The sequence below is a fragment of the Streptomyces sp. NEAU-sy36 genome (genome assembly GCF_013423905.1).
Lineage (GTDB): Bacteria > Actinomycetota > Actinomycetes > Streptomycetales > Streptomycetaceae > Streptomyces > Streptomyces misionensis.
This window is the reverse complement of sequence record NZ_CP058977.1, coordinates 7350039-7375282: the sequence shown is the minus strand read 5'-3', so window position 1 is coordinate 7375282 and position 25244 is coordinate 7350039. Positions and strand designations below refer to the sequence as shown.

Sequence of the window (25244 nt, the reverse complement as noted above, 5' to 3'; positions counted from 1 at the left end):
TCCACGCAGGGAAAACCCTCTCCCCGCCGCCCGCCGGGTCCGCCGGGCGTCAGTATCCGGCCGGGCGCACTACGCTCGGTGCACATGAGCGACAGGCACATCAGTCAGCACTTCGAGACCCTCGCGATCCACGCGGGCAACACCGCGGATCCCCTCACCGGCGCGGTCGTCCCGCCCATCTACCAGGTCTCGACCTACAAGCAGGACGGCGTCGGCGGGCTGCGCGGCGGCTACGAGTACAGCCGCAGCGCCAACCCGACCCGTACCGCCCTCGAGGAGAACCTCGCCGCGCTGGAGGGCGGCAGCCGCGGCCTCGCGTTCGCCTCCGGTCTCGCGGCCGAGGACACCCTGCTGCGCACGCTGCTCACCCCCGGCGACCACGTGGTGATCCCGAACGACGCCTACGGCGGCACCTTCCGGCTCTTCGCCAAGGTCGCCACCCGCTGGGGCGTGAAGTGGTCGGTCGCCGACACCAGCGACCCGGCCGCCGTACGGGCCGCGATCACCTCCAACACCAAGGCCGTCTGGGTGGAGACCCCCTCCAACCCGCTGCTCGGCGTCACCGACATCGCCGCGGTCGCCCAGGTCGCCCACGACGCGGGCGCCAGGCTCGTCGTGGACAACACCTTCGCCACGCCCTACCTCCAGCAGCCGCTGTCGCTCGGGGCGGACGTCGTGGTGCACTCCCTGACCAAGTACATGGGCGGCCACTCCGACGTGGTCGGCGGCGCCCTGATCGTCTCCGACCAGGCGCTCGGCGAGGAACTGGCCTACCACCAGAACGCGATGGGCGCCGTCGCCGGTCCCTTCGACTCGTGGCTGGTGCTGCGCGGCACCAAGACCCTCGCGGTGCGCATGGACCGGCACAGCGAGAACGCCGGCAAGGTCGCCGACATGCTCAGCCGCCACCCGCGCGTGACCAGCGCCCTCTACCCGGGCCTGCCCGACCACCCCGGGCACGAGGTCGCCGCCAAGCAGATGAGGGCCTTCGGCGGCATGGTCTCCTTCCGGGTCGAGGGCGGCGAGGAGGCGGCCGTCGAGGTCTGCAACCGCGCCAAGGTGTTCACCCTCGGCGAGTCCCTGGGCGGCGTCGAGTCCCTGATCGAGCACCCCGGCCGGATGACGCACGCCTCCGCGGCCGGTTCGGCCCTGGAGGTCCCCGCCGACCTCGTCCGCCTGTCCGTCGGCATCGAGAACGCCGACGACCTGCTGGAGGACCTGCGCCAGGCCCTGGGCTAAAGGCACGGACCGGCGCCGGGCCGTGCCGGCGCCGGCCCGGTCACCAGCCGTCGACGGGTGGAGTCGTCCGCGAGGGCGGCTCCACCCAGGGGTGTGCGTACACCGCCCAGACGCCGAACGCCACGGCCGCCGCGCACGCCAGCGCCCACAGCACCCGGCGCACCCGCCGCCCGCGCCGCAGCAGCCGCTCGCCGCGCCGCTCCGCCTCCGGATGCAGCTCCGGCGGCACCGGCATCGGCGGCTCGTTCAGCACCCGCCGCACGGCGGCCTCCCGCTCGGCCCGGTTCACACCGACCTCCCCGGACGTGCCGTACCCATCGCACTCGCCGTACCGGCCCGGCCCGCCCCGCTCGCCGCGCGGTCCCGCCCCCTCGCTCCCGGGCGGCTCACGACGGTGCCACCTTCGCGCCCAGCGCGCGCGGACCGGCCGGGCGGACCGGGTGCAGCACCGCGGAGACCGCACGGTCGCAGATCGTGTGCACGCGCTCCGGCGGGAACCCCAGCAGCGCCGCCGCCTGCTCCTCGGCGATCCCCTCGTACACCCGCAGCACCAGCACCAGCCGCTCCATCGCGGTGAGCGCGGCGAGCGGGCCGCGCGGACCCGGCCGGGTGCGGCCGGGCACCCACGGCCGGTGCCGGACGGTCCGGGCGAAGCGGACGGCGAGGTACTGGCGCGCGCAGTCGTACGGGTCCTCGCCGCGCAGCCGGTGCCAGCGGGCGTAGGTGTGGCCGAGGGCCAGCGTCAGCAGGCGCCGGGCGCGCGGATTGTCGTCCGGGTCCTCCGCGGTGAGCAGCGTGGCGGCGCGCAGCAGCCGTCCGGCCGCGCCCGCGACGAACGACTCGAACTCCCGGGCCCGGCGGTCCTCCCGGGACACCTGCCGATCACGCACCGCGCCTCCCCCGTCGAGGGCCCCGTCCGGCCCGTCCGCCACGGGACAGGTGAATCACGTACGACGTGGGGCCCGGGTCTCATATGAGGCCGGCCGGGGCCCGGGGTCAAGACTCGGGGCACCACCCGTGGGCCGGGCCGGTCAGGACGCCGGCGGCTGCTCCGCGGCGGCCGGTCCGCCCTGCACCGTACGGGCCGACAGGGCGTGGTTGAACCGGGTCAGCAGAGTGCAGAACTGCTCGCGCTCCTCGGGCGACCAGTCCTCGGTCAGCTCGGCCATCAGCCGGCGCCTGGAGGAACGCACCTCCGCCAGTCGGGCCGCGCCGCGCGGGGACAGCTGGAGCACCACCGCACGGCCGTCCTCCGGGTGCGAGGTGCGCTTGACCAGGCCGGTGTCGACCAGCGGGGCCACCTGCCGGGTGACCGTGGAGGAGTCGATGCCCATGCCCGAGGCGAGTGCCTTGACGCCCATCGGGCCCTCGCTGTCCAGGCGGTTGAGCAGCAGGTAGGCGGCGCGGTCCATGGAGTTGCGCACCTGCCCGACACCGCCGAGGCGCGTCTGTTCGGCCCGGCGGGCGAACACCGCGACCTCGTGCTGGAGGGCGTCGAGAAGACCGGGATCACCGACGGTCGTCATGTCCATCGACATTTCAGGTGTTGTGGGCATGGCCGGAGGCTCGCTTCATGAAGGGCTGCAAGGTTGGGGGACAGGGTACGCGGCCCGGCGCCGGACCGTACCGGCGCTGCGCAAACCAGTCCCGGAGCTTGGTCACGGCCGCCGGGCGCCGACGCGAGCTGCGATGCTGGAGACATGAGTCACCGCACCGCCGCCGCCCTGCGTTCCGTCACCCTCGACGATGTGCGCGGAGCGCGGAAGATGCTCTCCGGTGTGGCACGGGCGACCGCGATGGAGGGCAGCCGGCACCTGTCCCAGCTGGTCGGCGCGCCGGTGCAGCTGAAGTGCGAGAACCTCCAGCGGACCGGCTCGTTCAAGCTGCGCGGTGCCTATGTGCGGATCGCCGGGCTGCTGCCGGAGGAGCGGGCGGCCGGGGTGGTGGCCGCGAGCGCCGGCAACCACGCGCAGGGCGTGGCCCTCGCCTCCTCCCTGCTGGGCGTGCACGCCACCGTGTTCATGCCGCAGGGCGCGCCGCTGCCCAAGGTCAGCGCGACCCGCGAGTACGGCGCCGAGGTGCGGCTGACCGGCCAGGTGGTGGACGAGACACTGGCCGCCGCCCAGGACTACGCGGCGCGGACCGGCGCCGTCTTCATCCACCCCTTCGACCACCCGGACATCATCGCGGGCCAGGGCACGGTCGGCCTGGAGATCCTGGAGCAGTGCCCGCAGGTGCGCACCATCGTCGTCGGCATCGGGGGCGGCGGACTCGCGGCCGGGATCGCGGTCGCGGTGAAGGCCGTGCGGCCGGACGTGCGGATCATCGGCGTGCAGGCGGAGGGCGCCGCGGCCTACCCGCCCTCGCTGGCCCTCGGGCACCCGGTGGCCGTGGCGAACCCGGCGACGATGGCCGACGGCATCAAGGTGGGCCGCCCGGGCGTGGTGCCGTTCGGTATCGTCCGCGAGCTGGTGGACGAGGTGCGCACGGTCAGCGAGGACCAGCTGTCGGCGGCGCTGCTGCTGTGCCTGGAGCGGGCCAAGCTGGTGGTGGAACCGGCCGGGGCCAGCCCGGTCGCGGCGCTGCTCGCGGCCCCGGGCGACTTCGAGGGCCCGGTCGTCGCGGTGCTGTCCGGCGGCAATGTGGACCCCGTGCTGTTGCAGCGGGTACTGCGGCACGGCATGGCCGCGCAGGGCCGCTACCTGGCCGTACGGCTCCGGCTCACCGACCGGCCCGGCGCCCTGGCCACGCTCCTCGGGGTGCTGTCGGAGGTGGACGCCAACGTCCTCGACGTCAGCCATGTCCGCACCGATCCCCGGCTGGGGCTCAGCGAGGCGGAGGTCGAACTGCACCTGGAGACGAAGGGCCCCGCGCACTGCACCGAGGTCGGCCATGCCCTGCGGGAGGCGGGCTACACGGTCATCTCCTGAGCCCCCGGCGCCCGCCCGCACGAGCCGGTACGGCGGCGGGTGCGGCGGTACGACACGACGGGACCCCCGGCGCCCAGGGCGGGCGCCGGGGGTCCCGTCAGCGGACCGGGGCCGGCTCAGCCGTTGTAGGGCTCGGCCTTCAGGATCCGCACCGAGGCCTTCTTGCCGTTCGGCAGCTCGTACTCCGCGTCCTCGCCGACCTTGTGGCCGATGACACCGGCGCCCAGCGGCGACTGCGGCGAGTACGTCTCGACGTCGGCGCTCGCGTACTCGCGGGAGGCGAGCAGGAACGTCAGTGTGTCGTCTTCGTCACCGTCGAAGGCGATCGTGACGACCATGCCCGGCGCGACGGCGCCGTCGGCGGAGGCCGGGGCCTCACCCACCTTGGCGTTCTCGAGAAGCTGGGTCAGCTGCCGCACACGCAGCTCCTGCTTGCCCTGCTCCTCCTTGGCCGCGTGGTACCCGCCGTTCTCGCGCAGGTCGCCCTCCTCGCGCGCGGCCGCGATCTTGGCGGCGATCTCCGTGCGCGCAGGACCAGTAAGGTACGCAAGCTCGTCCTTGAGCTTGTTGTACGCCTCCTGGGTCAGCCAGGTGACGTTCTCGCTGGTCTGGGTCACAGGGTGCTCCTCGTCGGTACTGGGAATACAAAGCATCGCCCTACCCAGAAGACTGTTCCCTCATGGATGGGCGAAACCACGAGCCTAACAATTCATCCGCGGAAGGGGGAGGACATAAGCCCTCAGAATCACGTCAACGCAGGTGAGGCCCCGGACATTCCGGACGAGAACCGCATGGCGCCCGGGCGTGCCGGACCGCGGCCCGCGTCCGGCCGGGCGGCCCGATGCCCGGGTCAGCCCGCGTGGCAGCCCAGCAGCTCGGCCGTGCTGCCCTTGGCGGTCGTACGGAGCGTGACGACCTTGTCGATGCGGGTGGCCGAACCGGTGAAGCGGAAGTCGGCGCGGCCCACCTCGGTGCCGTCCGCCGCCTGCGAGCGCAGGGTGCAGTAGCCGTCCGCACCGGCGTCCTTGTGGACCTCCAGGTGCGCCTTCACCGCGTTGTCCGTGGCCTCGAAGGTGATGACCTGGGCGCTTATCTCGGTCTGCACGATGTAGTGGTAGGCGAAGTAGCCGACCAGCGCCAGCAGCGCCGCGCCGAGTACCACCGCGGCGACCTTGAGCTTGCGGTCGGCGCGCTCGTCCGAGGAGCGGCCGTAGCGGCCCGCGGGCAGCCCCGTGCTCGCCGTACTCATGATCGTCCTCTCCGCGGAATTAATCGCCCCCCGATTCGGTCACTATAGAAGCCCGCGATTGCGCCTTGACCCTTGGGGCGCCAACCTACCGAGGATTGAGTCTTGACTGATCAGTTGCGACTGATGGCCGTTCACGCGCACCCCGACGACGAGTCGAGCAAGGGCGCGGCCACCATGGCGAAGTACGTGTCCGAGGGGGTGGACGTGCTGGTGGTGACCTGCACCGGCGGAGAGCGTGGCTCCATCCTCAACCCCAAGCTCCAGGGCGACCCGTACATCGAGGCGAACATCCACGAGGTGCGCCGCAAGGAGATGGACGAGGCCCGCGAGATCCTGGGCGTCAAGCAGGAGTGGCTCGGCTTCGTGGACTCCGGGCTGCCCGAGGGCGACCCGCTGCCCCCGCTGCCCGAGGGCTGCTTCGCCCTGGAGGACGTCGACAAGGCGGCCGGCGAGCTGGTGCGCCAGATCCGCTCGTTCCGTCCGCAGGTGATCACCACCTACGACGAGAACGGCGGCTACCCGCACCCCGACCACATCATGACCCACAAGATCACGATGGTGGCGTTCGAGGGCGCGGCGGACACCGAGAAGTACCCCGAGGACGAGTTCGGGCCCGCCTTCCAGCCGCTGAAGCTGTACTACAACCAGGGCTTCAACCGCCCGCGCACCGAGGCCCTGCACCAGGCGATGCTCGACCGCGGTCTGGAGTCGCCGTACGGGGAGTGGCTCAAGCGCTGGAGCGAGATGGAGCGCACCGAACGCACACTGACCACGCACGTTCCGTGCGCGGACTTCTTCGAGGTCCGCGACAAGGCGCTGATCGCGCACGCCACGCAGATCGACCCGGACGGCGGCTGGTTCCGGGTGCCGATGGAGCTCCAGAAGGAGGTCTGGCCGACGGAGGAGTACGAGCTCGCGAAGTCGCTCGTGGACACCTCCCTCCCCGAGGACGACCTCTTCGCGGGCATCCGCGACAATGCCTGATATGAGCGCAAGCGTGAGCCTGGCAGCGACGGACCTCGTCTCCCTCGCCGATCTCGACCAGAACAAGGTCACCCCCGGTGTCCTCGGCTTCATCGTGTTCGCGGTGATGGCCTTGGCGGTGTGGGGCCTGATGAAGTCGATGAACAAGCACATGCGGAAGGTCGACTTCAAGGAGCCCTCCGACATGAACGGGGAGACCGGCCGCCCGGCCGACTCCGCGGCCCCCCGGGGCTGACCCCGGGCCCTCCGGACCGCCACCCTCATCGGGGCGTGGCGGTCCGGACGCATGCCCCGACCTGCGCGCGAGCGGCCGGCCGGGAGGCGGCGTGCGCCGCCACCGAGGACCGGACCGGGGACCCGGCCGGCTCGTGAGGCACGGTGAACACGCCGGTTCCCGGGACCCGGCCCCCGGCGCATGGGGAGATGCCCGGGCTCATGGGAGAGTGGAACGGTGAACCGACTGGCCCATGAGACGTCGCCGTATCTGCTCCAGCACGCCGCCAACCCCGTCGACTGGTGGCCCTGGTCGGCCGAGGCCTTCGGGGAGGCGCGCCGAAGCGGCAGACCGGTGCTGCTCAGCGTGGGGTACAGCAGCTGTCACTGGTGCCGGTGAACTCGCGAACCCAGGAGTCGGCAGTGCCCATGTCTCCCTGATGATCACGCACTGCTCGCAGAGCTTCGACCAGTCGCCTCGGTCTGAGGTCAGGACGGTCGAGGGGGACCCTTCGATGCGAGCCGCCATTTCTAGGTCGTTGCGCAGGAACAAGGAGAGCGCGTCGGAGGCACGCATCAGCGAGCGGACCGGCCACTCCTCCACGCGGGGCCCGCTCGGTGTCTTCGTCTCCGGGGCGGCGGCGACGAACGAATCGGCTTGAGCCGCGGTCTCGTCCGTCGGCGGCATGTGCTCCGGCCTGGCCGATCAGGGGTGCCTCGTGCACCCGGCCGAGGAGCCATGGGCCCGCCCGTGCGCTGGAGATCCTCTCCCCTAAAGTGATCTGCATCACAATTCATCCTTTCCTCGACGCCCGACTGCCGCGGTGCGGCCCGGCGGGCTAGCGGTCGGAGCTGCGGCTCCCTCTCGGCGTCTCCGCAGTCGGCTTGCGCTGGACGTGTCGCCTTAGCCTTGACCGAACAGATCAACAGGGGGGCGAGATGCCTAAGGTTCCTGAGAGTCGGCGCGTTGGACGCATGGCCGTGAACGAGGTGCGTTCGTTGCTGGAGCGGAACGGCCACATCGTGCAGGAGATCGACGGCGCGAACGACCACGGAGAGGATCTGCACGTCACCTTTGTCCAGGATGGGCGACGAACGGCGGACTCTCTGGCCGTGCAGGTCAAGGGCGGGGTCTCGACGCGCACCCGGCGAGGGTACCGCGTCCAGGTCGGGGACCATGGGGACAATTGGCGCGAGGGCGCCCTGCCGGTGCTCTGCGTTGTCCACGATCCGGAGCGGAATGGCCTCTTCTGGGCCAATGCGACTCGTCAGCTTCGCCGGGCAGAAGCGCTGCGCAAGACGTTGAAGTCCGTTGTCGTCCGGCGGGAGTCCACGCTGGACGATTCCACCTTCGAGGACTTCGTCCGGCGCATGCGAAACTATTTGGCTCGGGAGCGTGAGGGTGTCGGCAGATGGGCGGATATGGCGGACGTCGACTTCGAGCCGAACGACATCGTCAAACCGTTCGTCAACGAAGTTGGCGAGCCCATGATCTTCTGGCAGAAGCGCGGGGAGCCGTTTGCGGTGTTGCTGCATCACGACCTCGACTGGGAGCCCGTGCGCGTCCAGGAGCAGATGCTTCGCCTCGATCTCATCCCGTCGATCGGGGACATCATCCTCGATGAAGCCGAAGCACACTGGCTCATGGGCTGCTTCAAGTCCACCGAATGGTGGCGCCGACCAGTCGAAGAAGACGGGCCCTTCTGAATTCGGTGGTGCTGGATTCCGCAAGGCTCGGCATGCCCGGAAAGCCCGCTGGCAGCCGAACGCCGACAGCGGGGCGACGCCTCGGTTCCTTACAGGGCCCCGAGATCGACCGTGATGGAGAAAGGTGCGGTGGCCTTCACCGTGCCGGTGAACACCTCGCCGTCCCGGTAGACCCTGGTAGCGGGATCCAGAACGTACGTGTAGACGATCGGGACCCCGGTGGCGGCCTGTTCAACCCGCCAGTAGAAGGGGATGCCGGCCTTGGCGTACTGGTCCACCTTCACGATCCGGTCTGTGGTCTCCGAGCCGGGCGACACGACCTCGACGACCAGGAGGACATGCTCGGGGCGGGTGGGCGTGAGGTCGATGGTTTCCGCCCGGTAGACGATGACGTCAGGGCGGCGGTTGGTGAGGGGAACGTCCTGAAGGCGCACGTCGAAGTCAGTGTCGGCGTTCCAGTCCGGGCCCGCGGCGGCGTCCAGAGCGTTGGCCAGGATCCGGGCCAGCCGGTTGTGGCGCTTGGAGGCGCTCGGGCTCACGACGACCATCCCGTCCACGATCTCGATGCCGGCGCACTGCTCCTCGGACCAGGAGTCGTACTGCTCCGCGCTGATCTGCGTATGCATCCACGCGGGCGCGACCATCTCGGCGGCCATGGTGTACCTCCTTCGAGAGGCCTCGGAAGGTCCGGCGCTGCTGCGCTCAGCCTACTGTTCCGAGGTGCCGGGCTGCCCGGCTCGGAAGGGTAGGACCCGCCCACCACGTAATGGCGCATAAGTGCAATTCGGCCAAGTGGGGCGGGCGCGTCAGTGTTTCACCGGTCGTGGCAGACGCTGTGAGAGGCTGGGTCGTATGAACCGGTTGGCTGGTGTGACCTCGCCTTATCTGCTTCAGCATGCCGAAAATCCGGTTGACTGGTGGCCGTGGGGACCGGAGGCGTTCGAGGAAGCGAAACGGCGTAATGTACCCGTTCTGCTGTCGGTCGGCTACTCCGCGTGCCACTGGTGCCACGTCATGGCGCACGAGTCCTTCGAGGACCAGGAGACCGCCGACTACCTCAACGAGCACTTCGTCAGCGTCAAGGTCGACCGTGAGGAGCGGCCGGACGTCGACGCCGTCTACATGGAGGCCGTACAGGCCGCCACCGGCCAGGGCGGCTGGCCGATGACCGTCTTCCTCACCCCGGACGCCGAGCCCTTCTACTTCGGCACCTACTTCCCGCCCGAGCCCCGGCACGGCATGCCCTCCTTCCGGCAGGTGCTGGAGGGCGTCCAGCAGGCGTGGAGCAGCCGGCGCGAGGAGGTCGGCGAGGTCGCCGGGAAGATCGTCCGGGACCTGGCGCAGCGGGAGATCGCGCACGAGGGCACCCGGCCGCCGGGGGAGCAGGAACTGGCGCAGGCGCTGCTCGGGCTGACCCGTGAGTACGACCCGCAGCGCGGCGGATTCGGCGGCGCGCCCAAGTTCCCGCCGTCCATGGTGCTGGAGTTCCTGCTGCGCCACCACGCGCGCACCGGGGCCGAGGGCGCGCTGCAGATGGCGCGGGACACCTGTGAGCGGATGGCCCGCGGCGGCATCTACGACCAGCTCGGCGGCGGGTTCGCCCGTTACTCCGTCGACCGGGACTGGACGGTGCCGCACTTCGAGAAGATGCTGTACGACAACGCCCTGCTGTGCCGGGTGTACGCGCACCTGTGGCGGGTGACCGGGTCCGGTCTCGCCCGCCGGGTCGCCCTGGAGACCGCCGACTTCCTCGTCCGTGAACTGCGCACGGACGAGGGAGGGTTCGCCTCCGCGCTCGACGCGGACAGCGACGACGGCAGCGGGCGGCACGTGGAGGGCGCGTACTACGTGTGGACGCCCGAGCAGCTGCGCGACGTCCTCGGCGACGACGCCGAGGTCGCCGCCCGGTTCTTCGGGGTGACCGAGGAAGGCACCTTCGAGGAGGGCCAGTCGGTCCTGCGACTCCCGCAGGACGAGGGCGTGTTCGACGCCGAGACGATCGCCTCCGTCAAGAGCCGGCTGCTGGCGGCCCGCGACCGGCGGCCCGCGCCCGGCCGGGACGACAAGATCGTCGCCGCCTGGAACGGCCTCGCCATCGCCGCGCTCGCGGAGACCGGCGCCTACTTCGACCGCCCCGACCTGGTCGAGGCCGCCCTCGGTGCCGCGGACCTGCTGGTGCGGGTGCACCTGGACGAGCAATCCCGGCTCGCCCGCACCAGCAAGGACGGCCGCGTCGGGGCCAACTCCGGTGTCCTGGAGGACTACGCCGACGTCGCCGAAGGCTTCCTGGCGCTCGCCTCCGTGACCGGCGAGGGCGTCTGGCTGGACTTCGCCGGGCTGCTCCTCGGCCATGTGCTCGCCCGCTTCACCGACCCCGGCACCGGCGCGCTCTACGACACCGCCGCCGACGCCGAGCGGCTCATCCGCCGCCCCCAGGACCCCACCGACAACGCCACCCCGTCCGGCTGGTCGGCCGCCGCGGGCGCCCTGCTGAGCTATGCCGCGCACACCGGCTCCGAGGCCCATCGCACGGCTGCCGAGCGGGCGTTGGGCGTCGTGGGGGCGCTCGGGCCGCGGGTGCCCCGGTTCATCGGCTGGGGGCTCGCCGTCGCCGAGGCGCTGCTCGACGGGCCACGGGAGGTCGCGGTCGTCGGCCCGTCCCTCACCGACGAGGCCATGACGACCCTGCACCGGACGGCGCTCCAGGGCACCGCGCCGGGCGCGGTCGTCGCCGTGGGCACCCCGGACGGCGACGAGTTCCCGCTGCTCGCCGACCGCCCGCTGGTCTCCGGCGCGGCGGCGGCCTACGTCTGCCGCGGCTTCACCTGCGACGCCCCGACCACCGACCCGGACCGGCTGCGCGGCATCCTCGGCGGCCGCTGAGCAGCACGTCAGGCGCCGTCGAGGATCATCGCCCCGAGGACGAGCTGCGCGCCCCACTGGAGGAAGACGGTCGTGGCCCTGGCGTACGTCGCCGTGCCCCTGGGCCAGGCCAGGGCCGCGACGCCGGCGCCGAGGGCCAGGAAGAAGGCGAGGTAGAGGGCCGAGCCGGGAATCGTCGAGCACTGCTCGCCGTACGTCAGGCACCGGCTGCCGCGCTCGCCGGAGAGCACCACCATCCAGGACAGGACGACGATCGGCAGCAGCAGGAGGATCCCCGCGAGGGACCAGCCGGTGATGAAGCGGTCCTTCTGGCGTCGGGTGAGGGTGACCGGCTGCGAAGTCATCGTGTTCATGCCCCCATCCCACCGCGCCGCCCGGCCCCCGGCACCGGGCCGCCTACTCAATCCCCCTGAGTACGCGTGCTCAACGCCCGCGCCACGACCGCCTCCAGCTGTTCGTGGTGGGCGCCCTTCCAGTAGGCGCGGCCGCAGCCGGTGCACTGGGCGAAGACGTCGTACGACCGCTGGGTGCCGCCCTTGAGCTGGTCGGCGACCTCCTCCTTGGTGGCCTGTCTGAGCAGGCCGTTGCAGGCGGTGCAGCGGGTCCAGGGGCGCAGTTCAGGGGCGAACCGGTCGAGGACGTCCTGGAGTTGGTCGTCGGGCCGGGTGCTGTAGACGTACGCGCCGGCCCACAGTTCGCGGCGGCGCAGCAGTCCCCGGTCGCGGCTGAGCATGACCCGCTGTTCGGCCGCCGAGCGCGCGGCCAGCGCCGGGTCGCCGATGTCGGTGGACTCGTACGCGGTGTCCACGCCGAGCAGCCGCAGCCGGCGGGCCAGGGTGCCGAGGTGCACGTCGAGGAGGAAGCGGAGCGGGGCGCCCGGCACGTGCTGGGGGCGGGCGACGGGGCGCACGGTCACTGACTCGCCCGTCCGCGGGATGTGCGAGACCGGCACCTCGCGGCCGTCCACGACCAGCGCGCCGACCTCGGTCAGCGGGACGCCGAGGGACTCGATGACATGGCCGAGCGTGGAGACGCCGTCGGTGCCGAGCGCGGTGGCGCCCGCGCGGCGGGCGGCGGGAACGAACAGGTGCAGCTCGGGGGCGACTTCGACGCGGATCTCGGTTCCGTTCACCTCGTCAGCATCGCACGGGGAGCGGGCTGGGTCTCAGCGGTTTCCGGCGCCGGGCAGGCCGTGCTCCATGACGTCGAGGGTGCGGTCGACGAGGTCCCGCGGGTCGTCCCGGTGGCCGTGCTCGGCCCAGTACACGCCGGTCTCCAGCAGGCCGCCGATCAGCGACATGGCGTAGACCCGTACCTCCAGGTCGTCGGGGTCGTGGCCGGTGCGTTCGGCGATGACCCGGCACAGCGTGCGGCCGGTCGCCGACATGCTCTCCATCATCCGCGAGCGCACGGCGGGGACCTGGGCCATCAGATGGGTGCGCAGCCTGGAGACGCACGGGTCCTCCTCCAGCCCGGCCCGGGCGGCGCGCCGCAGCACGTACCGGAGGGTGTCGGGCCAGGGCTCCTCGGCGGGCCGCCGCCTGATCTCCTCCAGGACGACCGTGTCGAACTCGTCGGTGAGGACGATGTCCTCCTTGGTCGGGAAGTACCGGAAGACGGTCGACGGCGACACCTCCGCCCGGTCGGCGATCTGGTCGATCGTCGTGGCGTCGTACCCCTGCTCCTCGATGAGGGCGTACGTCGCCCCGCGGATCGCCTCCCGCGTCTTGATCTTCTTGCGTTCCCGCAGGCCGGGACGGGCGCCTTCCGAGGGGGCGCGGTGGGGGGCGGGGCTGGTGGGTCGTGCGGCCGTCATGGGGCTCATTGTCCGGCATGGACGGCGGGAGCGGCCATGGCCGGGAACGGCCTCGCCCGACGCGGAGCACGGAAAAGGCCACGGCTCGCAGGAGCCGTGGCCGCGGTGGCGGGGGAGGGGTCACGCGTGCTGGTAGGCGACCAGTGAGATGCCCACGTAGTGGACGACGAACGCCGCCAGGGTGAGGGAGTGGAAGACCTCGTGGAAGCCGAACCAGCGCGGTGACGGGTTGGGCCGCTTGATGCCGTAGACGACTCCGCCGGCGCTGTAGAGCAGGCCGCCGACGATCACCAGGGTGAGCACGGCTATGCCGCCGGTGCGCAGGAAGTCCGGCAGGAAGAAGACGGCCGCCCAGCCCATCGCGATGTAGCAGGGCGTGTAGAGCCAGCGCGGGGCGCCGACCCAGAAGACGCGGAAGACTATCCCGGCCGCGGCCGCGGCCCAGATGCCCCACAGCAGCCACTGGCCCTTCGCGCCCGGCAGGAGCAGCAGGGTCAGCGGGGTGTACGTGCCCGCGATGATCAGGAAGATGTTGGCGTGGTCGAGGCGGCGCAGCAGGCCGCCCATCCGCGGGCCCCAGTTGCCCCGGTGGTACAGCGCGCTGACGCCGAACAGCAGACAGGCCGTGAGGACGTAGATCCCGCAGGCGACCCGGCCTCTGGTCGAGTCGGCGAGAGCGGTGAGCACGAGGCCCGCGATGAGTACGGCCGGGAACATGCCGAGGTGCAGCCAGCCACGCAGCCTGGGCTTGACCGGGTGCGGCAAGGAGAGCGCCATGGGGCCGCGGCCGCCGGCCGGCGTGTCCATGGGCGCGTCGGGGACGGACGTATTCATGCGCCGCATGGTACCTACGCCGCCGTAAGTCAGGTGTGAGGGGCGTTCGTCGGTCGGGTGGATGCAAAAAAACCGTCAGCCGAAATCCAGACGAATGTAAAGGAAACGCAAACACCCCTGGAACCGTGGTCGACCTCACGTCGCTCACCTGTGAGACCCCCTGGACAGATGGGCACTACAGGCGGATGATCAAATGAGTGCAGTCGGCACCGGATGAGCGATGGCGAAGCGTCCGGGTCGCAGCCCCCACGGGGCAACAAGGACAAAATCCCTCACTTAGGAGCAACCGTGGCGCGCGACAACTCGGCTACCAGCGTTCCCACCAACCACCAGGAACTGATCTCCTGGGTCAATGAGATCGCCGAACTGACGCAGCCGGACAGCGTGGTCTGGTGCGACGGGTCCGAGGCCGAGTACGAGCGGCTGGCCGAGGAGCTCGTGACCAGGGGCACCTTCAAGAAGCTCGACCCGGTCAAGCGCCCGCACTCCTACTACGCCGCCTCCGACCCGACCGACGTCGCGCGCGTCGAGGACCGCACCTTCATCTGCTCCGAGAAGGAGGAGGACGCGGGCCCGACCAACAACTGGAAGGCCCCCGCCGAGATGCGGGAGATCTTCACCGGCGCGCAGGGCCTGTTCCGCGGCTCGATGCGCGGCCGCACCATGTACGTCGTCCCCTTCTGCATGGGCCCGCTCGGCTCCCCGCTCTCCGCGCTCGGCGTGGAGATCACCGACTCCGCCTACGTCGCCGTCTCCATGCGCACGATGACGCGCATGGGCCAGGCCGTCCTCGACGAGCTGGGCGACGACGGCTTCTTCGTCAAGGCCGTGCACACCGTGGGCGCCCCGCTGGAGCCGGGCCAGGCGGACGTGCCGTGGCCGTGCAGCCAGACCAAGTACATCTCCCACTTCCCCGAGTCGCGCGAGATCTGGTCCTACGGCTCCGGCTACGGCGGCAACGCCCTGCTCGGCAAGAAGTGCTACGCGCTGCGGATCGCCTCCGTGATGGCGCGCGACGAGGGCTGGCTCGCCGAGCACATGCTGATCCTCAAGCTCACCCCGCCGCAGGGCGAGGCCAAGTACGTCGCCGCCGCGTTCCCGAGCGCCTGCGGCAAGACCAACCTCGCCATGCTGGAGCCCACGGTCTCCGGCTGGACCGTGGAGACCATCGGCGACGACATCGCCTGGATGCGCTTCGGCGAGGACGGCCGCCTGTACGCGATCAACCCCGAGGCCGGCTTCTTCGGCGTGGCGCCCGGCACGGGCGAGCACACCAACGCCAACGCGATGAAGACCCTGTGGGGCAACGCGGTCTTCACCAACGTCGCGCTCACCGACGACGGCGACGTCTGGTGGGAGGGCATGACGCCGGAGGCGCCGGCCCACCTGACCGACTGGAAGGGCAACGACTGGACGCCGGCCTCCGGTACCCCGGCCGCCCACCCCAACGCCCGCTTCACCGTGCCGGCTTCGCAGTGCCCGATCATCGCTCCCGAGTGGGAGGACCCCAAGGGCGTGCCGATCTCGGCGATCCTCTTCGGCGGCCGGCGCGCCAGCGCGGTGCCGCTGGTGACCGAGTCCTTCGACTGGAACCACGGCGTCTTCCTCGGCGCCAACGTGGCCTCCGAGAAGACCGCCGCCGCCGAGGGCAAGGTCGGCGAGCTGCGCCGCGACCCGTTCGCCATGCTGCCGTTCTGCGGCTACAACATGGGCGACTACATGGCGCACTGGATCAACGTGGCCAAGGACAAGGACCAGTCCAAGCTGCCGAAGATCTACTACGTCAACTGGTTCCGCAAGAACGACGAGGGCAAGTTCGTCTGGCCCGGCTTCGGCGAGAACTCCCGTGTCCTGAAGTGGATCGTGGAGCGTCTGGACGGCAAGGCCGAGGGCGTCGAGACCCCGATCGGCATCCTGCCGGCGAAGTCGGCCCTGGACACCGACGGCCTCGAACTCTCCGAGGCGGAGCTGGACTTCCTGCTCACGGTCGACAAGGAGGTCTGGCGCGAGGAGGCCGCGCTGGTCCCCGAGCACCTCGACACCTTCGGCGACCACACCCCGAAGGAGCTGTGGGACCAGTACCACGCGCTCGTCGAGCGCCTGGGCTGAGCCCCCGAGAACTCCGCGGCCGGTCCGACTAGCCCTGACCAGCAATAGTCGTCACGAAGGCCGGCCGCGGAACCGCAACGCACCGGGCCGGGGCCCGCACCGTACAACGGCGTACGGCGAAGGGTCCCGGCCCGGTGCGCGCATGTGTCCGCGTCGGTGGACGGCCGGTTCTGAGGCGCCCGGTCCGCGCGTCGCTGCGGGTGCGCGCGGACCGGGGCCGGTCGTGGGGACCCCCGCGGGGTCCGGGGCGGGTCAGCCGGCGGTGGTGAGTACCCTCGGGTCGGCCAGGGCGGCCGTGTGGGCGTCCATCCGCTCGGCGGACAGGATCGCCGCCGACGTGTCGGCGCGCGAGGCGGCGACCACCAGCGCCCGCCCGGCCAGGGCGTGCGCCCGCCGGTGCAGTGCCACGGGGTCGCCGTCGGCGGCGGGCGCCGCGCGCAGGGGCGTACCGCCCCGCAGCCGGCTCACCTCACCGGCCAGCCGCTGCGCGGCCGCGTCCAGACCGGCGGAGGGCGTCAGTGCCCGCAGCTCGTCGGTGACCGCGAGCAGCGCGGCGAGATGCCCGGCGAGCTGGATGTCCAGCTCCTCCTCGCGCGAACGGTGGGGGAAGTCGGAGGGGGTGCCGGCCATCGTGCTGTGGACCGACTTGGTGCGGATCGGTTCGTACATGGGGATGGCCTCCTGTGCTCTGACAGGAAACCATCCTAGCTTGGATTTCGTCTAAAGTTGAGTCGGGTCACGGACTGAAGCCCGTCGACTACGATGGGCTCGCCGTCGTGCCAGGTCAGGGTTGGGTGTAGCCGTCCAGGAAGGTACCGATCCGGGTCACCGCGTCCTTCAGGTCCCCGACGGTCGGCAGGGTGACCACCCGGAAGTGGTCCGGCTCGGGCCAGTTGAAGCCCGTGCCCTGCACCACCATGATCTTCTCCTGGCGCAGCAGGTCGAGGACCATCCGCCGGTCGTCCCGGATCTTGTAGACCTGCGGGTCCAGGCGCGGGAAGAGGTACAGCGCGCCCTTCGGCCGGACACAGCTCACGCCCGGGATCTGCGTCAGCAGCTCGTACGCCGTGTCCATCTGCTCCTTCAGCCGCCCGCCCGGCAGCACCAGGTCCTGGATCGACTGGCGGCCGCCGAGCGCGGCGACCACGCCGTGCTGGCCCGGCATGTTGGCGCACAGCCGCATGTTCGCCAGGATCGTCAGGCCCTCGATGTAGGAGTCGGCGTGGGCGCGCGGGCCGGAGATCGACATCCAGCCCACCCGGTACCCGGCCACCCGGTACGCCTTCGACATGCCGTTGAAGGTCAGCGTGAGCAGGTCGGGGGCGACCTTGGCCGTCGGGGTGTGCGTGGCGCCGTCGTAGAGGATCTTGTCGTAGATCTCGTCGGAGCAGACCAGCAGGTTGTGCCGGCGGGCGATGTCCGTCAGCCCCTTGAGCACCGTCTCGTCGTAGACCGCGCCCGTGGGGTTGTTCGGGTTGATGATGACGATCGCCTTGGTGCGGTCGCCGACCTTGCTCTCGATGTCGGCGAGGTCGGGCATCCAGTCGGACTGCTCGTCGCAGCGGTAGTGCACCGCCGTGCCGCCGGACAGCGAGACCGCGGCCGTCCACAGCGGGTAGTCCGGCGCCGGTACGAGGACCTCGTCGCCGTCGTCCAGCAGGCCCTGCATCGCCATCACGATCAGCTCGGAGACGCCGTTGCCGATGAAGACGTGCTCGACGTCGGTCTCGATGCCGAGGGTCTGGTTGTGCATGACCACCGCGCGGCGGGCGGCCAGCAGGCCCTTGGCGTCGCCGTAGCCGTGCGCCGTGGAGACGTTGCGGAGGATGTCCTCCAGGATCTCCGGGGGGCACTCGAAACCGAACGCGGCCGGGTTGCCGGTGTTGAGCTTGAGGATGCGGTGGCCCGCCGCCTCAAGCCGCATGGCCTCCTCGAGAACCGGGCCCCGGATCTCGTAACAGACGTTGGCGAGCTTGGTCGACTGGATCACCTGCATACGCGTGAGCTTAGGGCCCGGCCGTGAGCGATGGGTGGTGTTTTCCGCCACGTGAGACATGGATTTGCCCGGAATGCCCCTACGGCTGTCTCGGTGCTCCCCCGCCTCCCTAGAATCCGCTGTCGTGTCCAGCGAACGCGAGTACGAGTCGGAGCCGCCCAGAGCCGAGGAGGGGTCCGTCCCTCCGCCCGTGTTCCTCCCGCGGCCGGGTCCCGCTCCGTCCTATGAGGAGTACGCCGACCCCGCCGCCGCCCACGGCTGGCAGAACGCCTACGACGAGACCCGCGAGCTGCCCCCGCTCACCGGCTTCGACGCGCCCGGCCCCGGTGCGGCCGCCCCCGGGGAGGGCCGTGCCGGGCGCCGGCGGCAGGAGCGGCGGCGCAGGGCGGGCCGCCGCCGGCTCGCGGCCGTCGCCGGAGCGCTCGGCGTCGCCGGCGCCGTCGCGCTGATCGCGGGCGTGGCCGGCGGCTCGGACGACCCCGCCGCGTCCCGCCCCAAGGGGAGCGGGCGGGCCGGCGCCTCCGAGAGCGCGCCCGCCGACGCCGTGGCCCCGGTGACGTCCGCCCCCGCCTCCGGCAGCGCCGCCGGAGGCGGGGGCGGCGGTGCCGCCGTCCCGACGACGTCCGCCCCGGCCGCGCCCCGGACCACGCCGGCCAGGACCGTCGCCCCCGCCACCACCGCCCCGGCGCCCACCCGGACCAGTGCCGCGCCTCCGCCCTCACCCACCTCCCAGCCCCCGACGACCGCCGCCCCCACCCGGTCCGCCCCCGCTTGGCGCCACGGCCGCGGCAGGCACTTCCACTGAGTCAAGTGCCGCGCGCGCGACCCGAGTTGATCACAGGTGCCACACAGGGAAACCCCTATGTCCTGATCCCGCTTCTTGTTCCCGTTCCCTCGCTGCGCTGAGAATGCGCATGACAAAGCTTGGGCGGCCGGTACTCCCTCCGGTCGCCCCCGTCGTACGAGGGGACCCCCACATGAACAAGCCTCTCCTTGCCGCGCTGTCCGCCCTGGCCCTGGCCGGGCTGGGCGCGGCTCCCGCGGTGGCCGCCCCGCTCACCGCCGCACCCGCCCCGCACCAGGTCAAGCCGTCCGCGGTCACCGTGAACTTCGCGGGCACCGTCTCGCTCAGCGACTGCTCCGGCTCGATCATCCGCTTCGCGGGCTCCGCCGACAGCGACCCCGCGCTGGTGCTCACCAACGGCCACTGCCTGGAGACCGGCTTCCCGGATCCCGGCCAGGTCATCACCGGCCAGTCCTCCAGCCGCACCTTCGGTCTGCTGAACGCCTCCGGCAGCAAGATCGCCACGCTGCGCGCCAACCAGGTCGTCTACTCGACGATGACGGACACGGACGTCACGATCTACCGCCTCACCAGCACCTACGCGCAGATCAAGAGCAGCTACGGCATCAACGCGCTCACCGTGAGCGACACCCACCCCACCGCGGGCACCGCCATCAAGGTGGTCTCCGGGTACTGGAAGACGACCTACAGCTGCAACATCGACGGCTTCGTCTACCGGCTGAAGGAAGGCGACTGGACCTGGAAGGACTCGATCCGCTACACCTCCAGCTGCAACACCATCGGCGGCACCTCCGGCTCCCCGGTGATCGACACCACCACCGGCAAGGTCATAGCCGTCAACAACACCGGCAACGAGGACGGCCAGCGCTGCACGGTCAACAACCCGTGCGAGGTGGACTCCAGCGGCAACGTCACCGTCCGCCAGGGCATCAACTACGCCGAGGAGACCTACCAGATCCCGGCCTGCTTCACCACGGGCAACAAGCTCGACCTCGGCGCGGCGGCCTGCGTCCTGCCCAAGCCGTAGCGGTCCTCACACGGGCGTACGGCGGACGGAGCGGCCCGCGAGCACATCCGTCCGCCGGCCGTCCTCGACGGCGAAGCGGCCGTCGACCAGCACATGGGGAATGCCGGCCGGCAGCGCCCGGGGCGCGGCGAAGGTGGCACCGGACGCGACCGTCTCCGGGTCGAACAGCACCAGGTCCGCCCGGTAGCCCTCGCGCACCAGTCCCCGGTCCGGCAGCCGCAGCCGGGCCGCGGGCCGCGAGGTCAGATGGGCGACGCACTCCTCCATCGACAGCACCCCCGACTCCCGCACGTAGTGCCCGAGGTAGCGCGGGAAGGTGCCGTAGGCCCGCGGATGCGGCTTCGCGCCCCGCAGGATGCCGTCCGAGCCGCCGGTGTGGGCGCGGTGGCGCATGATGGCGCGGACGTTCTCCTCGTGGCCGACGTGCTGGAGGATCGTCGTGCCGAGCCGGTCCTCGACCAGCAGCCGGCGGGCCGCCTCCCACGGCTCCTCGCCGCGCTCCTCCGCCAACTCGCTTACGGTACGCCCCACATGGGCGCCGAGTGCCGGATCGGCCACCCCGGACACCTCGATGGTGTCCCACTCGACCGGCACCCCGTGGCAGCCGTCGGAGCCGGTCACCTCCAGCTCCCGCCGGATCCGCCCGGCCGCCGCCGGGTCGGCGAGCCGGGCCAGGACCCGCTCCGGGCCGCCCTCGCTCGCCCAGCTCGGCAGCAGTGCGGCGAGGGTGGTGCAGCCCGGGGTGTAGGGGTAGGTGTCCAGGGTGATGTCCGCGCCCGCGTCCAGGGCGTGGTCGAGGAGGTCCAGCAGCTCGCCCGCGCGCCCCGCGTTCACCCCGAAGTTCATCGTCGCGTGCGCCAGGTGCAGCGGACAGCCCGCCCGCCCGGCCAGCTCCACCATCTCGGCGTAGGCCTCCAGCGCGCCGGCGCCGTAGGACCGGTGGTGCGGGCAGTAGTAACCGCCGTACGAGGCGACGACCCGGCACAGCTCGGTCAGCTCGGCGTCACCGGCGTACATCCCCGGGGTGTAGGTGAGCCCCGAGGACAGCCCCACCGCGCCCTGCTCCAGCCCCTGCGCCACCAACTCCCGCATGCGGGCCAGCTCCTCTGGGCTCGCCGGGCGGTCCTCCCAGCCCATGACCAGCGCCCGGACCGTGCCCTGCGGGATCAGATACGCGGCGTTCACGGCGATCCCGCGCCCGTCGAACCCTCGGTCCAGCCGGTCGAGGTACTCGCCGACCGTGCGCCAGTCGAAGTCGATGTCCTCGCCGTACCCGTTCCACCCGGTGATCGCCCGGCGCACCTCCTCCAGCGTGCGCTCGTCCACCGGGGCGTACGACAGCCCGTCCTGGCCGATCACTTCGAGGGTGACCCCCTGCGCGACCTTCGCACTGTGGTCGGGATCGCGCAGCAGGGCGAGATCGGAGTGGGCGTGCATGTCGATGAAGCCGGGGCAGAGGACCAGCCCCTCCGCGTCCAGCTCCCGCATGGCGCTCGGCCGTTGGCAGCCGGCCGCCGCGGCCTCCTTGACGATCGAGACGATCCGCCCGCCGTCGACCACCACGTCGGCCCGGTACGACGGCTCGCCACTGCCGTCGACCACCTCGGCGTCCCGTACGACCAGGTCCTCCATGCCGGCCCCTCCGAATGGTCCGTGTGCGGTCAGAAGCAGGTGCGGATGTATCAGAAGCAGGTACGGATGTAGTCGACCACCGTGCCGTCCGCCTCGGCCACCGGGATCAGCTGCCACTTGTCGAAGACCGTGCACGGGTGGGACAGCCCGAAGCCGACCCAGTCGCCCACCTGGAGACCGGCGTCCGCCTCGGTGCGCAGCCACAGATGCTGGTCCGACAGCGCGGTCACCTCGATCCCGGCCGCCGGCCGCTCGGCGCCGTCGTCCCCGCGCACCACCTGCGCCACCGGCGGATCGAGGTCGTAGGCGGCGTCCCGCTTGCCCGCGTTGACGAACGCCTCCGTCGGCGAGGGCCGCGAGACCACCTGCGCCCAGAGCCGGAAGGCGGGCTCCAGCGCCCCTTCCTCGGGCACCCGGTTGAACGGCGTGAGCCGCCGGTAGTGCACATCGTCGTGGCTGACGTACGCGCCGGAGCGCAGCAGCTTCAGCACCGGCAGGGAGAGCGCGGGCACCTCGGCGAACACCTCGGCGACGGCGTCGAACCACTCGCTCCCGCCGGCGCTCACGACGATCTCCCCGGCGCCCGCGAACCGCCCGTCCTTGTCGAACTCGGTCGTCAGCGCGACCAGCTGACGCAGCCACGCGCGCACCCGCGCCGGATCGGCGTCCGGCACCTGGGCCTCGTACCCCGCCACGCCGACGAGCCGGAGCGTGTCCGTGCGCCCCACCGCCTCGGCCACGGCCCGGGCGTCCGCCGCCGACCGCACGCCGGTCCGCGCGCCCTCGCCCGCGCCCAGCTCCACGACGACGTCCACCGGACGGCCGGCGCCCCGCAGCGCGGCGTCCATCAGCTCGACCCCGCGCACGGAGTCCACGTAGCAGACGAAGCGGAAACCGGGGTCGGCGGCGAGCTCCGCCGCGATCCAGCGCAGGGCCGGGGCGTCCACCAGCTCATTGGCGAGGAACACCCGCTGGACGCCGAACTCCCGTGCCACCCGCACCTGGTGGGGCACCGCCAGCGTGATGCCCCACGCGCCGTGCTCGATCTGGCGGTGGAAGAGCTGGGGCGCCATGGAGGTCTTGCCGTGCGGGGCGAAGGCGAGACCGTGGCGGGCCGTGTACGACTCCATGAGCGCGAGATTGTGCGCGAGCCGTTCGGCGGACAGGACGAGGAGGGGCGTGGTGAAGCCGCCCTCCGCGTCGAACAGATTGCGGCGCTGGGCGGCCAGTTCGCGCACGGTAAGGCCGTGGGCGTCCGGCGGGAGCCCCTTGAAGCGGTGGTCGACCCGTTCCTCGGCCAGACGGCCGAGCGCCTCGGTACCCATGCGAGCCCCTCTCTGCCGTTGCAATATGTGCAACGTCCATTGCATGCAGTGCTCCTGCTGTCTAGCATCTCGCCGACACCCGGTCAACGGAGCCGCCACCCCGGACATCGACAGGAGTTATCATCGACGACGCTGCTTACGAGGTGGAGTACGTGGATGTCGTCGCGCTCGGCGAGTCCATGGTCACCTTCGTGCCCACCCGCCCGGGGCGGCTCGCGGACGTACCGTCCTTCGACCGCGCGATCGGCGGCGCGGAGTCCAACGTGGCCTGCGCGCTGGCCGCCCTCGGCCATGCCACGCGGTGGGTGAGCCGGGTGGGCGCGGACGGCTTCGGCGACCATCTGCTGGCCCGGATCGCCGACCACGGCGTCGACGTCTCCGCCGTCCACCGCGACCCCGCCCGCCCCACCGGCATCTACTTCCGCACCGGGGCGGACCGCGCCACGGGCGCGCACGAGGTGGCGTACTACCGGGCGGGCTCGGCGGCGTCCGCCATGTCCGCGGCCGACATGGACACGGCGGCGGTACGGGCGTGCCGGGTGCTGCACCTGTCCGGCATCACGGCGGCGTTGTCGCCGGAGTGCCGCGCGCTGTTGTGGCACCTGACGGCCCCGCGCGCCGACGGCCCCCTGATCTCCTTCGACGTGAACTTCCGTCCCGCGCTGTGGCCGGAGCGGGACGAGGCGGCGGTGCTGCTAAAGCTGGCGCGGCGCGCCGACATCGTCTTCGTGGGCGCGGACGAGGCGGAGGAGGCATGGGGCGTCACGGGCGGTGCGGAGGCGATCAGGGGGGTGCTGCCCGAGCCGGGGGTGCTGGTGGTGAAGGAGGGGGAGAGGGGAGCGACGGCGTTCGCCCGGGGGCCCCTGGGGGACACGGACGCGGGAAACGCCCCGAACCCGTCGGCGCACGGCCGCCCGGAGGATCGGGCAGCCGCCGACGCCGTACCCCACCGCGTCTTCGAACCCGCCCCCCACGTCCAGGTCGTGTCCACCATCGGCGCCGGCGACGCCTTCGCCGCGGGCTTCCTCTCCGCCACCCTGCGCGGGCTTCCCGTACGGCAACGGCTGCGCTACGGCCATCTCGTCGCCGCCGCGGCCCTCACCACGCCCACCGACCTCGCCGCACCCCCCGGCCGGGGGCACGCCGACCGCCTCGTCGGCCTGGACGCGCCGGCATGGGGGAGACTTCGACTCGCCCCCGGCTGGACGCAGGCCGAGCGGGCACCGGAGGAGGCGAACCCCACATGAGTCAGACCGTCGACCGCGCCCTGAGCATCCTGCCGCTGCTCGCCGAGGGACCCGCCGACCTCGGCCAGGTCGCCGACCGGCTCGGCGTCCACAAGTCCACGGCCCTGCGGCTCCTGCGCACCCTGCACGAACACGGCCTGGTCTACCGCCAGTCCGACCAGCACTACCGCCTCGGCGCCCGCCTCTTCGCCCTCGCCCAGGAGGCGATGGAGAACCTCGACGTCCGCGAGATCGCCCACCCCCATCTCGTACGGCTGAACGAACAGTGCGGCCACACCGTCCACCTGGCCGTCTACGAGGAGCACGAGGTCCTCTACATCGACAAGGTGGACAGCCGCTACCCGGTCCGCATGTACTCCCGCGTCGGCAAGCCCGTCGCCATCACCGTCGCCGCCGTCGCCAAGCTCCTCCTCGCCGATCTCCCCGAACCCGAACGCCGGGCCCTCGCCGAAAAGCTGGACTACCCCTCGTACACCCCCCGTTCCACCCCCAACGCCGATGCCTTCCTCCGCGAGCTGGCCAAGGTCCGCGACCAGGGCTGGGCCACCGACCTCGGCGGGCACGAGGAGTCCATCAACTGCGTCGCCGCGCCGATCCGCGGCGCCGACGGCCGGGTGGCCGCCGCGATGTCGGTCTCCGCCCCCAATGTCGTCGTCACCGCCGACGAACTGCTCGCCCTCCTCCCGCTCGTCCGCCGCACCGCGGACGCCATCAGCGCCGAGTTCTCCGGCAGACCTCCCGTCACGGAACAACCATCGCAGAACGCCCGTAAGGATCATGTATGACCGAAAAGATCGCACTCACCCCCAAGACCCACACCACCCCGCCCGCGAAGTTCTCGCACGGCGTGCGCAAGGGCAACATCCTCCAGGTCGCCGGCCAGGTCGGCTTCCTGCCCGCCGAGGAGGGCAAGCCCCCGACCCCGGCCGGACCCACCCTGCGCGAGCAGACGCTGCAGACCCTCGCCAACGTCAAGGCGATCCTGGAAGAGGGCGGCGCGAGCTGGGACGACGTGATGATGATCCGCGTCTACCTCACGGACGTGGACCACTTCGCGGAGATGAACGACATCTACAACGCCTACTTCGAGGACCAGGCCCTCACCCAGCCGCCCGCCGCCCGGACCACGGTCTACGTCGGCCTTCCGCCCGGCCTCCTGATCGAGATCGACGCGCTCGCCGTCCTCGGCTGATCCTCACCCCCCCCGTACGACGCACTCGGCACGGCACCCTCCGGGGCGCCGTGCCG

At 71.6% G+C, this 25244-nt stretch carries 26 protein-coding genes and 1 pseudogene; 13 read left to right on the top strand and 14 right to left on the bottom strand.

Annotation, left to right across the window (positions count from 1 at the left end):
* Positions 1–84: 84 nt before the first annotated feature.
* Entirely contained in the window at positions 85–1239 is a 1155-nt protein-coding gene (locus HZZ00_RS32220; RefSeq protein ID WP_180329674.1) for a cystathionine gamma-synthase, read from the top strand.
* A gap of 40 nt (positions 1240–1279) precedes the next feature.
* On the opposite strand, the gene HZZ00_RS32215 is transcribed toward HZZ00_RS32220, so the two are convergent.
* From HZZ00_RS32215 to HZZ00_RS32205, 3 genes are all read right to left on the bottom strand, one after another.
* The gene (locus HZZ00_RS32215; protein WP_180329673.1) at positions 1280–1528 is read right to left on the bottom strand and encodes a hypothetical protein; all 249 of its coding nucleotides are present in this window, start codon (positions 1526–1528) and stop codon (positions 1280–1282) included.
* Between the two features lie 97 nt (positions 1529–1625).
* The gene (locus tag HZZ00_RS32210; protein WP_180329672.1) at positions 1626–2129 is read right to left on the bottom strand and encodes a sigma factor-like helix-turn-helix DNA-binding protein; all 504 of its coding nucleotides are present in this window, start codon (positions 2127–2129) and stop codon (positions 1626–1628) included.
* 141 nt (positions 2130–2270) lie between these two features.
* The gene (locus tag HZZ00_RS32205) at positions 2271–2795 is read right to left on the bottom strand and encodes a MarR family winged helix-turn-helix transcriptional regulator (RefSeq protein ID WP_257585485.1); all 525 of its coding nucleotides are present in this window, start codon (positions 2793–2795) and stop codon (positions 2271–2273) included.
* 144 nt (positions 2796–2939) lie between these two features.
* On the opposite strand from HZZ00_RS32205, the gene ilvA reads away from it, so the two are divergent.
* Positions 2940–4169 (top strand): threonine ammonia-lyase, encoded by a 1230-nt coding sequence (gene ilvA, locus HZZ00_RS32200; protein WP_180329671.1) that lies wholly within the window; start codon positions 2940–2942, stop codon positions 4167–4169.
* Between the two features lie 116 nt (positions 4170–4285).
* On the opposite strand, the gene greA is transcribed toward ilvA, so the two are convergent.
* Positions 4286–4786, bottom strand: a complete 501-nt coding sequence (greA, locus tag HZZ00_RS32195) for a transcription elongation factor GreA (protein ID WP_070029486.1) — start codon at positions 4784–4786, stop codon at positions 4286–4288.
* 233 nt (positions 4787–5019) lie between these two features.
* Positions 5020–5418, bottom strand: a complete 399-nt coding sequence (locus tag HZZ00_RS32190; RefSeq protein ID WP_180329670.1) for a DUF4307 domain-containing protein — start codon at positions 5416–5418, stop codon at positions 5020–5022.
* 102 nt (positions 5419–5520) lie between these two features.
* Here HZZ00_RS32190 and mca point away from each other — a divergent pair, with 102 nt between their 5' ends.
* The 4 genes and pseudogenes from mca (at position 5521) to HZZ00_RS32170 (ending at position 8322) form a co-directional block, all read left to right on the top strand.
* Positions 5521–6402, top strand: a complete 882-nt coding sequence (gene mca, locus HZZ00_RS32185) for a mycothiol conjugate amidase Mca (RefSeq protein ID WP_180329669.1) — start codon at positions 5521–5523, stop codon at positions 6400–6402.
* On the top strand, positions 6395–6637 hold the full coding sequence (locus HZZ00_RS32180; RefSeq protein WP_180329668.1) for a hypothetical protein: 243 nt from the start codon (positions 6395–6397) through the stop codon (positions 6635–6637). Before mca ends, HZZ00_RS32180 begins: the two co-directional genes overlap by 8 nt.
* A 180-nt stretch (positions 6638–6817) precedes the next feature.
* Positions 6818–7009: pseudogene (locus HZZ00_RS32175) on the top strand (DUF255 domain-containing protein); the annotation flags it as partial.
* Positions 7010–7590: 581 nt separating this feature from the next.
* The gene (locus HZZ00_RS32170) at positions 7591–8322 is read left to right on the top strand and encodes a DUF4365 domain-containing protein (RefSeq protein ID WP_180329667.1); all 732 of its coding nucleotides are present in this window, start codon (positions 7591–7593) and stop codon (positions 8320–8322) included.
* 89 nt (positions 8323–8411) lie between these two features.
* On the opposite strand, the gene HZZ00_RS32165 is transcribed toward HZZ00_RS32170, so the two are convergent.
* On the bottom strand, positions 8412–8978 hold the full coding sequence (locus tag HZZ00_RS32165) for a Uma2 family endonuclease (protein WP_180329666.1): 567 nt from the start codon (positions 8976–8978) through the stop codon (positions 8412–8414).
* Positions 8979–9174: 196 nt separating this feature from the next.
* Here HZZ00_RS32165 and HZZ00_RS32160 point away from each other — a divergent pair, with 196 nt between their 5' ends.
* Complete coding sequence (locus tag HZZ00_RS32160; RefSeq protein ID WP_180329665.1) at positions 9175–11205, top strand: thioredoxin domain-containing protein; 2031 nt, start codon at positions 9175–9177, stop codon at positions 11203–11205.
* A gap of 8 nt (positions 11206–11213) precedes the next feature.
* On the opposite strand, the gene HZZ00_RS32155 is transcribed toward HZZ00_RS32160, so the two are convergent.
* The 4 genes from HZZ00_RS32155 to HZZ00_RS32140 all read right to left on the bottom strand — a co-directional run bounded on the left by HZZ00_RS32155 (position 11214) and on the right by HZZ00_RS32140 (position 13855).
* Entirely contained in the window at positions 11214–11558 is a 345-nt protein-coding gene (locus HZZ00_RS32155) for a hypothetical protein (protein WP_180329664.1), read from the bottom strand.
* Positions 11559–11605: 47 nt separating this feature from the next.
* A complete protein-coding gene (locus HZZ00_RS32150) occupies positions 11606–12337 on the bottom strand; it encodes a Mut7-C RNAse domain-containing protein (RefSeq protein WP_180329663.1) in 732 nt (243 codons plus the stop codon).
* A gap of 33 nt (positions 12338–12370) precedes the next feature.
* The gene (locus HZZ00_RS32145) at positions 12371–13021 is read right to left on the bottom strand and encodes a TetR/AcrR family transcriptional regulator (protein WP_180329662.1); all 651 of its coding nucleotides are present in this window, start codon (positions 13019–13021) and stop codon (positions 12371–12373) included.
* A 120-nt stretch (positions 13022–13141) separates the two neighbouring features.
* The gene (locus tag HZZ00_RS32140; protein ID WP_180329661.1) at positions 13142–13855 is read right to left on the bottom strand and encodes a hemolysin III family protein; all 714 of its coding nucleotides are present in this window, start codon (positions 13853–13855) and stop codon (positions 13142–13144) included.
* A gap of 288 nt (positions 13856–14143) precedes the next feature.
* Between HZZ00_RS32140 and HZZ00_RS32135 the strand changes: the two genes are divergently transcribed.
* On the top strand, positions 14144–15964 hold the full coding sequence (locus tag HZZ00_RS32135) for a phosphoenolpyruvate carboxykinase (GTP) (RefSeq protein WP_180329660.1): 1821 nt from the start codon (positions 14144–14146) through the stop codon (positions 15962–15964).
* Between the two features lie 252 nt (positions 15965–16216).
* On the opposite strand, the gene HZZ00_RS32130 is transcribed toward HZZ00_RS32135, so the two are convergent.
* Positions 16217–16633 carry a hypothetical protein gene (locus HZZ00_RS32130; RefSeq protein WP_180329659.1) on the bottom strand — a complete coding sequence of 139 codons (417 nt, stop codon included), beginning with the start codon at positions 16631–16633 and terminating at the stop codon, positions 16217–16219.
* 115 nt (positions 16634–16748) lie between these two features.
* Positions 16749–17960 carry a pyridoxal phosphate-dependent aminotransferase gene (locus HZZ00_RS32125; RefSeq protein WP_180329658.1) on the bottom strand — a complete coding sequence of 404 codons (1212 nt, stop codon included), beginning with the start codon at positions 17958–17960 and terminating at the stop codon, positions 16749–16751.
* A 124-nt stretch (positions 17961–18084) separates the two neighbouring features.
* On the opposite strand from HZZ00_RS32125, the gene HZZ00_RS32120 reads away from it, so the two are divergent.
* Together HZZ00_RS32120 and HZZ00_RS32115 are read left to right on the top strand one after the other, a co-directional pair.
* Positions 18085–18765 carry a hypothetical protein gene (locus HZZ00_RS32120; protein WP_180329657.1) on the top strand — a complete coding sequence of 227 codons (681 nt, stop codon included), beginning with the start codon at positions 18085–18087 and terminating at the stop codon, positions 18763–18765.
* Between the two features lie 172 nt (positions 18766–18937).
* A complete protein-coding gene (locus HZZ00_RS32115; protein ID WP_180329656.1) occupies positions 18938–19792 on the top strand; it encodes a serine protease in 855 nt (284 codons plus the stop codon).
* 6 nt (positions 19793–19798) lie between these two features.
* Here HZZ00_RS32115 and HZZ00_RS32110 read toward each other — a convergent pair whose 3' ends face one another.
* Both HZZ00_RS32110 and HZZ00_RS32105 read right to left on the bottom strand, forming a co-directional pair.
* The gene (locus HZZ00_RS32110) at positions 19799–21424 is read right to left on the bottom strand and encodes an amidohydrolase family protein (protein ID WP_180329655.1); all 1626 of its coding nucleotides are present in this window, start codon (positions 21422–21424) and stop codon (positions 19799–19801) included.
* A 50-nt stretch (positions 21425–21474) separates the two neighbouring features.
* Positions 21475–22749 (bottom strand): amino acid deaminase, encoded by a 1275-nt coding sequence (locus HZZ00_RS32105; RefSeq protein ID WP_180329654.1) that lies wholly within the window; start codon positions 22747–22749, stop codon positions 21475–21477.
* A 179-nt stretch (positions 22750–22928) separates the two neighbouring features.
* Between HZZ00_RS32105 and HZZ00_RS32100 the strand changes: the two genes are divergently transcribed.
* Genes HZZ00_RS32100 through HZZ00_RS32090 form a run of 3 tightly spaced genes read left to right on the top strand, consistent with a single transcriptional unit; the run spans position 22929 to position 25188 of the window.
* Complete coding sequence (locus tag HZZ00_RS32100) at positions 22929–23996, top strand: sugar kinase (protein ID WP_257586028.1); 1068 nt, start codon at positions 22929–22931, stop codon at positions 23994–23996.
* On the top strand, positions 23993–24781 hold the full coding sequence (locus HZZ00_RS32095) for an IclR family transcriptional regulator (protein ID WP_180329652.1): 789 nt from the start codon (positions 23993–23995) through the stop codon (positions 24779–24781). Before HZZ00_RS32100 ends, HZZ00_RS32095 begins: the two co-directional genes overlap by 4 nt.
* The gene (locus tag HZZ00_RS32090; protein ID WP_180329651.1) at positions 24778–25188 is read left to right on the top strand and encodes a RidA family protein; all 411 of its coding nucleotides are present in this window, start codon (positions 24778–24780) and stop codon (positions 25186–25188) included. The genes HZZ00_RS32095 and HZZ00_RS32090 overlap by 4 nt, the downstream gene beginning before the upstream one ends.
* The last annotated feature ends 56 nt before the right edge of the window (positions 25189–25244 follow it).